Source organism: Clostridium sp. AN503, assembly GCF_040719375.1.
GTDB lineage: Bacteria > Bacillota > Clostridia > Lachnospirales > Lachnospiraceae > Brotaphodocola.
The window spans coordinates 1,486,229-1,498,469 of sequence record NZ_JBFDTP010000001.1 but is presented as its reverse complement, the minus strand read 5'-3'; the positions used below and the strand labels follow the sequence as shown (position 1 = coordinate 1,498,469).

The following is a 12,241-nucleotide window of genomic DNA, read 5'->3' as shown; positions in this document are numbered from 1 at the left end:
CCCCTTTAGTCCACCAGCTCCGCCCAGCGCTTTAAGACTTCCTCCTGCCTTTCGCCTGCCTGCTTCAGATCAAAATCGATGATCTTCAATGTGCCCAGCGCCTCTATGTCTTCCTGTTCCCGCTGCATGTCAATCCGGACACTCCTGCGGCAGAACTGGTCCACAGCCAGATCCTGCACATCGTCACTGACCGTAAAATCAATAAACAATTTTGCATTTTCCTCATGGGGCGCCCCTTTCACCAGCGCACAGCCATCCGGGACCGCACTGGTCCCTTCTACCGGATACACCATACCGATATCAGCTCCCGCAGCGATCTCCTTCTTAGCTGCTTCCTCCAGGGTAATGCCCACCAGCCGCACACCGGCGCTTACCTCCCTCACCACTTCCCCGGAGCCGGCAGACAGCTTTCCGTCCAGTACCGCCACAAACTGATCCATCATCTCCGTTTCATCCAGCCTTAAGATCTGGGCCATGGTTGCCAGCGCAGTATAGCTTGTGCCTGACTTGCGCGGATCTGCAAATGCGATCTGCCCTGTCCACCGCTCTTTTAAAAATTCTTCCCAGCTCACAGGCGCCTCCTCCTCGCTGACCAGCTTGCTGTTGTAGATAAACACGATCGGCAGCTCTGTAAATATGGTCCACATATTTTCCGGCGAACGGTATTTGCTGTCCAGCAGGCTGCTCTGGCTGCAGGCATAAGGTTCAAAATATTCCCGGTATGCCTCATAACTCTCCACCCCGCCTCCAAACATAACATCGCAGGTGGAAAGCCCCGCCTCTGCCTTCACCGCCTCCAGCATCTCCGTGGTACCTCCCGCCCGCACATCCACCCAGATACCCGTGCGCTCCTCAAATTCTTTCACGATCGGCCCGTATACCTCCTCTTTGTGGGAGGTATATAAGACCAGCTTCTGATCCTCCCCGATCTCATACTCCTCCGCACTGGAAGCCGCCGGTCCTCCGCAGCCCGACAACACAGTACTCACGAGCAATACGCTCACTGCCATTGGGAGCAGCACACGCCGCTTTAACGGCTGCTTTATCCCCCATAACAACCCCCCTTCTGGTTGTTTATATTCTATTTCAAGCCTCCAACCTGTTTTTGCCGTCATCCAGGCCGCTATCCATATCCTCATTTTCATTCCTGTCCCCGTTTCACTCGTCTATGTACCACACTTCTGTCTTTCCCACGTTACTCTGCTTTTACCATCATACCATTTTTTTCCCGCCTTTTCGATAGAAAAAACGCTCCTCTTAAAAAGATTATGATATAATAGGAACACTTAGTGAAAACAGGCCGTAAGGCACAATCGCAGCTTAGTGATAATATATACTCAAAAGATTGGAGTACCCCTATGAAAATATTGATCGTAAGACATGCAGATCCCGACTATTCCATCGATTCCCTTACCCCCACGGGGTGGCGGGAAGCAGAGCTTCTGTCAGACCGCCTGACAAAGCTGGAAGTTAAAGATTTCTATGTTTCTCCTCTGGGGCGGGCAAAGGATACCGCCTCCCTGACCTTAAAAAAGCTGGGACGGGAAGCCACCGAACACCAGTGGCTCCGTGAATTTGCACCGCGCATCCACCGGCCCGACCGTGAGGAGCCGATCATCGCCTGGGACTGGCTGCCCGCAGACTGGACCGCAGTGCCGGAGCATTTTGACCGGGAAGCATGGTGCCGGACCGACATCATGTGTGAGGCCGGCGTGGACCTGGAATACCAGTGGGTGATCACTGGTCTGGACGAACTGCTGGCCCACCATGGATACCAGCGGGAAAAGGGCTACTACCGGGTCACCGCCGCCAACCGGGACACGATCGTGCTGTTCTGCCATTTTGGTGTGGAATGCGTGCTCTTAAGCCGGCTTTTAAACATCTCACCCATGCAGCTCTGGCACGGAGCCTGCGCAGCGCCTTCCTCCGTGACCACCGTAGTGACAGAGGAACGGCGGCAGGGCATCGCCAGCTTCCGTATGATCTCATTTGGTGACACCGCACATCTGTATGCGGCCGGTCAAACGCCATCCTTCACAGCAAGATTCTGTGAGACTTTTGACTGCAAAGAAGAGCGGCATGACTGATCGCTTTACTCTATCGTACATAAACAAACGCCAGGCACATTCTGATCGATATCATTCTGTACCTGGCGTTCTTATTATTTCTCCGGTTCCGCTTCCACTACCGGAGCATCCGGGGCATTCTTTTTAATGCTCTCAATCCCCTTTACCGCACTGGCTTTTTCCTTGTATGCCTGGGAAACCGCCACGATCTGCCCATTCCGCGCTCTCAAATGGAATCGGGTCTCTCCGCTCTTGTCTGTATAGACCTCAAACTTTGGATTAGAAAACTCCTTTACGTCCTCCAGCGTATGGTCCTCAATCTCCGCGGCGGCTGAGGTGGCTTTCACGCTCCTGATCCCCTTCTTGCAGGACGTCTTTGCCTTATACACCTGGGACGTAGCAATGGTCTCACCGTTGCCTGCCACCACGTTAAACACAAAACCGGTCTTTGTTTTCTTGATCACGAATTTACCCATATCACACTACCTCCACCAATTAATACCTTTATCTTACAATTTCGGCGGATTTTCGTCAATATTTTCGGTAAATATTACTGTTAATGCGTTATTTTTGTATTATTTTGCGTTATTTGCACCATTGTTCTGGAAATTGTTCCGGGGAATATCTTCATCCCGGCAGCCATTCCCCGGGATCTTCTGCAATTTCCTGCCCAGTTCTGCCAGATCCCGGTTCTTCGCATTCAACATCCCAAACTCCGGCAGGCAGCAGACCACCTCCTCGCAGCCGCTCAAAACCGCTGCCGCCCGGTCAAAGGTCTCCTGCCGGATCAAATCAAACGGCATTTCCGAGATGACCTGAGCCGCCAGTGCCTTTGCCACCGGATAATCTATGTCATTTTCATGAAGGATTCCTGCTGCAAACGGGATCCCGCTGCGCTGGAGACGCCGGTAAACCGGAATCCCGCTGCCATTTCCCCCAATGACAAACACTTTTGGCGTTCCCTTCACAGCCTCCATCTCCAGGCATCCCAGCTCCGGCTGGTAGCTGCCCTTCGTAATCCCGTACAGCCCGGCGATATAATCCGATGTGAAGATCTCCTCCGGTGTGCCGCACCGGTCAATGGAGCTCCCGTTCACGCACACAATATGATCCGAAACCTTCTGGGCCAGATCCAGCTCATGGAGGGACAAAAGGACTGCCACCTGCCGTTCCCGCACCAGCTCCTTTAAAATGGACAAAAGCTCCAGCTTATGGCGGATATCCAGGAAGGAGGTTGGCTCGTCCAGCACAATGGCCTCCGGCTCCTGGCAGATGGCCCGGGCCAGCAGGATCCGCTGCCTCTGCCCGTCGCTGATCTCCGAAAAATCCTTCCCCGCCAGCTCCTCCCCATGCACCAGGGCGATCGCCTCCCTCACCTTTTTGTGATCCGTTCCGCTTAAGATCCCCAGCCTTCCGGTATAGGGGTACCGGCCTGTGGCAACCACGTCCTCACAGGTCATAAGCTCCGGCCGGATCCGCTCCGTCATAAGGATCGACATGCGCCTTGCCACCTGGTTCTCCGTCATAGCCCTCATGGGGCTGCCATCCAGGTACACCACTCCGCCCAACAGTTCAAGCTGCCGTATGATGCTCTTTAAAATGGTGGACTTGCCCGCGCCGTTCGGGCCGATCAGGGTCACGATCTCCCCCCGCTTTACATGGATCCCAATCTGCCGGATCAGAGGCGTATTTCCATACCCGACCGTCATATTTTCCGTACTGATATAATCCTCACAAATATCAGCCTTACAAATATCTGCCTTATCAATATCATCCGCCGCCATGAAACGCCCCCTTACCGCAGGATCTTATTGTTGTGTACCATCATCCAGATAACCACCGGCGCCCCCAGGACCGCCGTGACGGAACTGATCCCCAGCTCTGTGGGGGCAAACACGGTCCGGGCGATCAGGTCACTGAACAGGCAGAACACGGCCCCGCCCAGAAAACAGCCCGGGATCATAAAGATCGGCTTCGCGGTGCGAAACATGCTTTTTACCAGATGAGGGACCGCGATGCCCACGAAAGAAACAGGACCTGCAAAGGCCGTGACACAGGCGGAAAGCACACTGGAGAGCAGGATCAGCGCTGCCCGGAACCACCGGATATTCACGCCCATATTCTGCGCATAGACCTCACCCATCTGGTAGGCTCCGATCGGCTTTGCCATCAGAAAGACCAGGATCAGGGCAATAGCCGTCACCACAGCCATCATCCGCACATTCTCCCAGGACATGCCGGAAAAACTCCCCATGGACCAGTTGTGAAGATTGACAATGTTGGCGTCATCCGCAAACGTAACTGCAAAATCCGTCACCGCCGAACAGATATAACCGATCATCACTCCGCAGATGACCAGCATGGACATGTTCCTGACCCGTCCGGAGACCGCAAGAACAAACCCCATGGAGATCATGGCCCCCGCAAAGGCAGCCAGGATCATAAACGCCGAATTCATTACGATCCCCTGGCCCAAAAGGACGATCATGACCAGCGCCACCAAAAGCCTTGCACCTGAGGAGATCCCCAGTACAAACGGCCCCGCAATGGGATTGGCAAAAAAAGTCTGCAATAAAAAACCTGACACAGACAGCGCCCCGCCAAGGATCGCCGCCGCCAGGATGCGGGGCAGGCGGATATCCCATACAATGTGATAGGACGCTCCCTCGCCTCCGTCTTCAAAAAGGATCTGCCAGATCTCTCCTACTGGGACCGGGACGCTTCCTGCGCGGATATTCCAGACGATCAGAAGAACCAGCATGAATGTCAGAAAGGTAAATGCTGTCTTATATCTTGCATGGTTTTTCTTTGTCATGGTCTGAGTCATAATCTGAGTCATAATCTGATCTCCTTTATATGATTACCGGCTAATATCCCTGCCCACAAGCCTTACGTCAATGGATACAGATAAACCATTTCTGCCGGGTCCGGCTGATCCTCCGTTAAGATCCTGTGGATGTCGAGGATCATATCGGCAAGCCCCATGGTCTCCTGGAACATATTTTTTCCGGTGCACCACACATGGCCTTCCTTTACGGCCTTAAAGTCAGCCAGAAGCCCGCTTTTTCCAAGCAGCTCGTCCAGGTTTTTCAGCTCCCCGTCAATAGCGCTGTTGTAGATCAGATAATCCGCATCCCGGGCCGCCGCGTAAAAAGCTTCCATCTGCATATTCATGGTGGACAGGGCATTTTCATCTCCCGGCAGATCTCCCGGTACATAGCTGCCCCCTGCCAGGCCGATCATTTTCGCCACGTAGTCGCCGGGCTTTCTCACATTCACATAGCCATTGGAACTGATATAGAAAAATGCCACCGTCTTGCCCACAGGCTCCTGTCCGGCGATGCGCGCCAGATGCTTCATCTGTTCTTCAAACTGCGCCTCCGCCTGATCCTCTTTGCCCAACAGCGCGCCATAAAGCTTCAGCCACTCCATCCGCCCAAGCGGATGCTCCTCATAGCTGGACCGCTCCACTAACACCGGAATGCCAAGCTGCTCAAGCTGCTCCTTCACCTCGGGCGAATGGTAGATCATGGTGGATTCCACTGCCAGTCCGCAGTCTGCAGCCAGGATCCGCTCATAGTCCGGAGCGTTATATTTGCCTGCATACCTCATCCGGCCTTTTTCCATAGCCGCTCTCGCTTCCTCAATATACCAGCCGGAAGCGTCCGTCCCGGACAGGGTGATCCGGTCGATGGCGTCCAGGCTCCGGAAAAGATCCATGGCTGATGTGGCTGCCAGATAGATATTGTCCACCGGCTGGCGGATGATGGCCACATCCGCCGGAAGGTTTGCCGGGAGAGATCCGGACTGCTCCGGCACCAGCAGATACCTCCCAGTATCCTTAATGGAGATCATCGTGCAGCCGCCGTCATAATAGTCCACCGAAAATTGTGTTGCATACGACAGCTCCATACTGTGTACCGGCTTCATGGAATCCCAGTCCGCCGCACGCTCCACTTTTTTCAGCGTTCCAGAATCAAAGGTTAACGTATACTCGATCTCGTGGGGCACACTCATGGCTATGGTGTCCGCGATCACAGGCATCGCCCTGTCAAATCTGTCCACCGGGATTTCAAAAGCAGAATTCTCTCCTCCGGGAGCAGCTCAAACCGCTTCCCATCCACCTTCATATAGTCATAATTGGAACTGCCCCAGACGATCCTGGCAAACACCCTGCCATCTTCTATCCTAAGCTCTGCGGGGGACTCTACCTCTGCCCGGCCGGAACCTCCCCCCAGTGTGACCTCCACCGTATATCTTCCATCCTCCAGCCCCAGACTTTCCGCGCCTTTAAGATATCCGTCCTTAAACGCATCATCCGGGAGAGAATCAGCGCGAAAGACCAGCGTCCGGTCATACCAGGCTTCTTTTTTCCTGCTGAACGCGCTGCATTTAATCCCCATATCCAGAGCCTCCACCGGGACCTCAAAGGTGTGGCACCCATCATCCGTTTCCCTGTATGGGATATAGTCTTCTTCGGAAGCATGCTCTGCCTCTGTTCCATCACCCATATAAAGCTTCAAGTATCCAGTGCCGCTCATGGTCATAACTGCCCGCATGGCTCCATCCGCCACTGTAAGCCTGCACGCGGTAATACGGAACATATTGGAGCTGGAATCTACCCGGATCTCATAAACTCCATCCTTCAGCTCCTTTCCATAGACGGGCGCCATGTCCTCCCGCACTACATCGACCGGCGCGGCTGTCTCCTGTGTAACTGCCGCGCCTCCCGTTCCGCAGCCCGCCAGCGCCAGGCACAGAACGGCCAAAACGGCATACAGCCGTATCCCATATTTCATCCTGTATTTTTTCATATCTACTTTGTCAGGCTGTCCATCGCCGCCTGGGCATGTTCTACTAAAAGCTGCTGGATCTCCTCCATCTCCCCCAGCCCGTTTACCAGGCAGACCACCTGGTAACCAGCGTCCTCAAAGGATTTTTTCCAGGAACCTTCCTCATCCCCAGCCATATCATTGTTGGCATGGTCTCCGGCAACGATCATAAGCGGTTCTAAGACTACCCGCTTATAGGCCCCGGCCTGTACTTTCTCCATAACATCCAAAAGAGTTGGCTCCGCCTCCACGGTCCCCACAAAATAGTTCTCATGACCTGCGGCTGCCAGCATTTCCTGCAGCTTCGCATACACCTGATTTGAATCCGCCTCGGTTCCGTGACCCATAAAGCAGATCGCAGTTTCCCCGTCATCATACTCTGCAGTGGCCCTTGTGATCGCTTCCATGACCGTTTTAAAATCCTCATCCGTGGTCAGAAGCGGCTCTCCCACCGCAATTTTCTCAAACGCATCCGAATACTCGGCAGCCTCATTCACAAGATCCATGTACTCCAGGCCGTTCATCAGGTGCGTAGGCTGGATCACCAGTTTTTTCACACCGTTGTCCGCCGCCCGGTCAAGAGCCTCCCCCACATTGTCGATGGAGATCTTATCCCGGGATTTCACATGATCGATGATGATCTGACTGGTAAATCCACGCCTTACATCATATTCCGGAAATGCTTTCTCCATTGCTTCTTCGATGGCGCCGATGGTAAGACGCCTGTTGTCATTGTAGCTGGTGCCAAAGCTCACCACTAAAAGCTCATTTTCCCCGATCCCGTCCTGATTTCTTGCATTGTCCAAGGATGCGTCTCCGGTGTCATAGTTCTCTTCATCCGCCGCAGCCTCCTTCCCTTTGCTGGAGCATCCTCCAACTATTGATACAGCTAACGCCGCAGACACAAAAAAGCAGCCCGTCTGTTCCATTTCATCTTTCTTACCTCCCCGGTATATAATCTTATTATCGATTAAAATACGGTAAAGGAATGCTCAGATCTGATGAAACCTCAAACAGGCAGCCTGCACAGGAGAAAGTAAGCCCGGGCCAGCGCACTCGTATAGAACGCGAACGCCAAAACATCCAACTTCCCATATATGAAAAACCTCTGCTGTCTGAGTCAGAAACCTGCGGCCAAAACGCTGCAGACCGGCACAACCAATTGCTCGTGATCTGGAAGTGTTATTCCTGTACCAACAGACGGCAGGTTTCCTGACTTGTATATCATCACGTATGACCGCCTTCCCGGTCCGGCCTGGACCAGTGACTGTCTTTGACAATCGCCATACGCTCCTTACTTACAGTGACGAGATCGTACAGGTTTCCCACCTGTTTCCCTTTTACCCCCTGCCACGCGGACTGCGGACAGCGGCACCGGCTGCTCTTAACTCGATATGTTCTATATCCTACCATTACATGGAATAATTTGCAATCTTTTTATCTCTTATCACTTCCTCCAAAATCAGGGTATCGTTTAATAAACTCCGTTTCCTCTATGGGCTTGGAAAAGTAATAACCCTGCGCGTAATCACAGCCGACTTCCTTGAGAAAATCAACATGCATCGACTGTTCCACGCCCTCACAGACAACGCGGGTATCCATAGTATGGGCCAGAGTCACCACACAGGATACGATTCCCCTGACATGTTCGCTGTATGCCATCTCCCACAGGAATTCCCGGTCCAGCTTGATAACCTGGATCGGAAGCCTGCTCAGCACGTTTAAGTTGGAGTATCCCGCACCGAAATCATCCATGGAAATATTAAATCCCGCATTTTTTATGCTGGTCAGCACCCGGAGCACTGCATCCGTGATCTCGTTGAATGCGCTCTCCGTAATCTCCACCTCTATAAATTCATGTGGGATGTGGTACCTGTCTACAATCTCCAGGAAATGTTCATAAAATTGCTTCTGGTATAACGTCACCCGTGAGAAATTAACAGAAACCGCCAGGGGTTTTCTCCCTTCCGCCAGCCAGCGCTCTAAAAAACGGCAGGTTTTCTCGAGCATATAAAAATCCAGATCCACAATCGTGCCGTCCTTTTCAAACAGCGGTATAAATGAATCAGGATATACCAGGCCATGTCCCTGCAGATCCCACCGCACCAGGGATTCAGCGCCATATACCTGCATATTGGACAGATCGATCTTGGGCTGAAGGTATAGTTTAAACTCCTCAGCTACAATGCCGTGGTGCATCTGCTCCCTGTACTGGTTTTCCAGCTTAAGCTTCTGCAGCAATTGTTCATCGTACCATATAACTGGCTGGTTTTCCTGGGCCTTGGCCGTCTTATGTGCTGTATTGGCCTTATCCATGACCGTCTTGATCAGTTCCCCTTCCTCCTCCAGCTTGTATGCGCCATAGGTAAAACTCAGACTGCCAAAGGATTCCAGAATCCCCTGCTCCCGCACCACATCCTCAAGCGCGCTTTGCAGACGGGGCAGCGCATTCTCCTTCTGCTCCATCAAAATCACAAAATCATCAGCGTTTATCCTTGCACAGATGGCATCCTCCTCCAAATCTCTGACCGCCTCCGCCACTGCCTGGAGCAAAGAGTCCCCTGCCACATAACCGCAGGTATTGTTGATCGATTTAAACTTATCTATATCAAATTCCACGATCATGTACCTGCGTTTATCTTTGCGGCGCAAACGATCTGCCGCCGCCTCCTCGAAACCATAGCGGTTATAAAGCCCCGTCAGCTTGTCCTCAGACAACAGGATCTCCTGCTCCCTCTGATGACGTTGGATCTGAGTTGAAAAAACCGTCACCGACAGGGCCAGACTGACTCCATAGAGCAGGCTGAACCGGATCAGCCGGTTGTTGGAATCCCGCTCCGCACACATCACAAGCCGGTCCGCCAGCTCAAAATGCCGCTGGCTCAGCTCATAAAGCTGATCCTCCACATTTTCCCCGTCCCGTATAAGCCCGATATCTTCCTTGATATCCTCCCACACCAGTTTAAGCTCTGCCAGCTGAACCTGATATGTCCTGCTCCTGCTTCTGGCCAGTTTATATTCCCCTTTACCGGTCTGCAGGTTGCTGATGATCCCGTCCAGCCTGGCGATCAGCTCATCATCCTGCTGTCCGTTCAATTCCTCCTTCACCAGCTTCTGCGTGGCCCCCCTCACGATCCCGCTGTAGTTGATGATCCGCGCGTCACCCGCAGTCTGTATGAGCAGAGCAAACAAAACAAGGATGGCTACCAGCCACATGACCGTATACAACTGCAGCATCTTCTTTTTCTTCATCATCAGTAATCTCAGTTTCCATCTGCCTCCCGGTATCTGGAGAACTCCCCCTTTGTAGTTTTCTTCACCTGATACATGGCTGTGTCCGCCATCTTTAAAAGTTCCCGGCTGCTGCCCGTATATTCCGGATAGAACAGATATCCTCCGGACAGGCTCACTCTGATATGTTCCCCGTCAGGCGTCACAAGCTCCGCCTTCTGTATGCGTTTCTGGAGATCCTTCAGATACCCCTCTATCTCCGCCTGGGAATCCGCACCGTAAATGACCAGCACAAACTCATCCCCGCTCAGTCTGGCCGCCAGTTTGTTCGGCGCCTCACAGTCCATCAGCAGCCTGGCCACAGTTTTAAGCAGCCTGTCTCCAAACGCATGCCCCCAATGGTCATTGACATATTTTAGATTGTCCAGATCTGTCATCAGAAGCGCTGCCGTCTTCATCTCCTCCGGTTCCTGAAGCAGGGCATCCAGCCTGCTAAACAGGGCTCGCCGGGTAAATAACCTGGTAAGAAGATCCACATCCCGTTCCCACTCGATCTTCTGTTTTTCCAGGATCTCCGCTGTCACATCTACAAGGATCCCCAGAGTTCTGTGCTCTTCCTCATAAGACTTGATCTTTACATACCGGTCCGGCTTCTCCTCATTCCCGATCAGATACACATCCCGTTCCGGTGCATACGCCCGCCCGCAGATCTCCTCAATCTTTGCCGAGAAACGTTCCCGGTCCGCCAGCACGATCTTCAGCTCCTCCGGCCCCATATTCAGGATCTCTCCGGCCTTGCTGGTTGCCATAACACGTCTCATATCCTGGTTGTACTCATAAACCGCTACCGGTATGTCCACGCTCTCAAACACCAGAGAAAGCTTGCCCGTGGTCTCCAGGAGGCTTTCCACCATATGGTTTAAATTGCTGCTGAGCATGGCGAATTCCGGAGTGTGCTCTATCTCCACCCGGTAATCCAGATCCCCCGAGGCAATCCGCTTCGTTCCGCCGATGATCCCGTAGATCCCCTGTATCATAAGTTTATCCAGCATACGCAGGATCAAAAAGATCACGATCAGAGAAAGAAAGCTCAGGCTAAAAATGATCAGCCCCATATTGGCAGGGACATTCTGATAAAGCTTATCGTAGGTACCGCTGACACCGATCAGGATATGGTTCATCGCTTCCGTGACGCAGTAATTCTTTTCCCCCCTCAGGACGATCTCCGTGCTCTGTTTCCCGTCCTGCAGCCTGGGACTTTTTAAGTCCAGGCCCAGATCCCCGGCGCTCATACCCAGGATTGCATTGTCCGTAGCTCCCGCTATGGTTCCCGTCTCCATATCCAATGCAAAGATCGTGATCCCTTCCTCCGTTGTCATCAGACTGAAAATATGAGACAACTCGTTCTTCTTCATGGCCTCCAAAAGACGCACCGGCTCCATACCGATCTGCACGATCGCCTTATGATCCTCCCGCCAGACAGCAATATACTGCATTAGCTTGCTCTCCGCCGTATTAGGGGTAACCTCCTGGCAGAGCTGGAGCGAAGTATCCTCCAGCATCGGAAGAAAAAACTGCATCTGTTCCCCCGAATGGAATGTATAATCAAAATACTTCGGCTCTGTACCGGCAAACAGCCTGCCTTCCGTATCAAAAAAATGAAGTTCATCCACTCTCAGCAGAGCGGCGATCTTCCTGGTCTCCTCCAGATCCCCCACGACCTCGGGCTGGTTCTGTACAATATAAGCCGCCGCCTTCGCCCGGATGAAATAATCATCCTGCAGGTTCCCTCTCAGTTTTTCTATCCCTGCGTCGTTGTTCTCAAGGATCTCCTTCACCTGGTTGATCCTGAGCTCTGCATTGGAAAACATGACCTCTCTTGCGGATTTTATCTGGAGATAATAACTCAAAACAGCCGTAGCTATCATACTGACCACAATGACAATGCACAATCGGACCGTAACGGCTTTTTTCATACCTGGTCTCCCCTTTGCCAGAACAGGGGCCGCTGTCCCGGCCCCTACGCATAATACTATTCTGCTTCAGATTCATGATAATATTATTTCTATTGTATCATATGTCTTTTTATATTACTATCAATAATCTGTGGTT

At 52.6% G+C, this 12,241-nt stretch carries 10 protein-coding genes and 1 riboswitch; of the genes, 1 reads left to right on the top strand and 9 read right to left on the bottom strand.

Annotated elements, in window-relative coordinates:
* Positions 1-5 precede the first annotated feature (5 nt).
* Positions 6-1,058 carry an ABC transporter substrate-binding protein gene (locus AB1I67_RS06795; protein WP_367029049.1) on the bottom strand — a complete coding sequence of 351 codons (1,053 nt, stop codon included), beginning with the start codon at positions 1,056-1,058 and terminating at the stop codon, positions 6-8.
* A 300-nt stretch (positions 1,059-1,358) separates the two neighbouring features.
* On the opposite strand from AB1I67_RS06795, the gene AB1I67_RS06790 reads away from it, so the two are divergent.
* Complete coding sequence (locus AB1I67_RS06790; RefSeq protein ID WP_367029048.1) at positions 1,359-2,087, top strand: histidine phosphatase family protein; 729 nt, start codon at positions 1,359-1,361, stop codon at positions 2,085-2,087.
* Between the two features lie 74 nt (positions 2,088-2,161).
* On the opposite strand, the gene AB1I67_RS06785 is transcribed toward AB1I67_RS06790, so the two are convergent.
* The 8 genes from AB1I67_RS06785 to AB1I67_RS06750 form a co-directional block, all read right to left on the bottom strand.
* Complete coding sequence (locus AB1I67_RS06785) at positions 2,162-2,542, bottom strand: DUF1508 domain-containing protein (protein ID WP_367029047.1); 381 nt, start codon at positions 2,540-2,542, stop codon at positions 2,162-2,164.
* Positions 2,543-2,641: 99 nt separating this feature from the next.
* Positions 2,642-3,850: an ABC transporter ATP-binding protein gene (locus AB1I67_RS06780; RefSeq protein ID WP_367029046.1), complete on the bottom strand. Its 1,209-nt coding sequence runs from the start codon at positions 3,848-3,850 to the stop codon at positions 2,642-2,644.
* Between the two features lie 11 nt (positions 3,851-3,861).
* A complete protein-coding gene (locus AB1I67_RS06775; protein ID WP_367029045.1) occupies positions 3,862-4,905 on the bottom strand; it encodes an iron ABC transporter permease in 1,044 nt (347 codons plus the stop codon).
* Positions 4,906-4,955: 50 nt separating this feature from the next.
* Positions 4,956-6,131, bottom strand: a complete 1,176-nt coding sequence (locus AB1I67_RS06770; RefSeq protein ID WP_367029044.1) for an ABC transporter substrate-binding protein — start codon at positions 6,129-6,131, stop codon at positions 4,956-4,958.
* Positions 6,101-6,880 carry a hypothetical protein gene (locus tag AB1I67_RS06765; protein ID WP_367029043.1) on the bottom strand — a complete coding sequence of 260 codons (780 nt, stop codon included), beginning with the start codon at positions 6,878-6,880 and terminating at the stop codon, positions 6,101-6,103. The genes AB1I67_RS06770 and AB1I67_RS06765 overlap by 31 nt, the downstream gene beginning before the upstream one ends.
* Before the next feature lie 2 nt (positions 6,881-6,882).
* Complete coding sequence (locus AB1I67_RS06760) at positions 6,883-7,827, bottom strand: sirohydrochlorin cobaltochelatase (RefSeq protein WP_367029042.1); 945 nt, start codon at positions 7,825-7,827, stop codon at positions 6,883-6,885.
* 255 nt (positions 7,828-8,082) lie between these two features.
* A riboswitch (cobalamin riboswitch) is annotated at positions 8,083-8,292 on the bottom strand.
* Positions 8,293-8,335: 43 nt separating this feature from the next.
* Positions 8,336-10,153, bottom strand: coding sequence for a bifunctional diguanylate cyclase/phosphodiesterase (locus AB1I67_RS06755; RefSeq protein WP_367029041.1), 1,818 nt, complete (start codon positions 10,151-10,153; stop codon positions 8,336-8,338).
* A gap of 8 nt (positions 10,154-10,161) precedes the next feature.
* Entirely contained in the window at positions 10,162-12,105 is a 1,944-nt protein-coding gene (locus AB1I67_RS06750) for a diguanylate cyclase (RefSeq protein WP_367029040.1), read from the bottom strand.
* Positions 12,106-12,241 lie beyond the last annotated feature (136 nt).

Bases quoted from the DNA above. Each gene is read 5' to 3' on its own strand.
- AB1I67_RS06790 (WP_367029048.1), top strand. From the start codon at position 1,359: ATGAAAATATTGATCGTAAGACATGCAGATCCCGACTATTCCATCGAT.
- AB1I67_RS06785 (WP_367029047.1), bottom strand. From the start codon at position 2,542: ATGGGTAAATTCGTGATCAAGAAAACAAAGACCGGTTTTGTGTTTAAC.
- AB1I67_RS06780 (WP_367029046.1), bottom strand. From the start codon at position 3,850: ATGGCGGCGGATGATATTGATAAGGCAGATATTTGTAAGGCTGATATT.
- AB1I67_RS06775 (WP_367029045.1), bottom strand. From the start codon at position 4,905: ATGACTCAGATTATGACTCAGACCATGACAAAGAAAAACCATGCAAGA.
- AB1I67_RS06765 (WP_367029043.1), bottom strand. From the start codon at position 6,880: ATGAAAAAATACAGGATGAAATATGGGATACGGCTGTATGCCGTTTTG.
- AB1I67_RS06760 (WP_367029042.1), bottom strand. From the start codon at position 7,827: ATGGAACAGACGGGCTGCTTTTTTGTGTCTGCGGCGTTAGCTGTATCA.
- AB1I67_RS06755 (WP_367029041.1), bottom strand. From the start codon at position 10,153: ATGATGAAGAAAAAGAAGATGCTGCAGTTGTATACGGTCATGTGGCTG.
- AB1I67_RS06750 (WP_367029040.1), bottom strand. From the start codon at position 12,105: ATGAAAAAAGCCGTTACGGTCCGATTGTGCATTGTCATTGTGGTCAGT.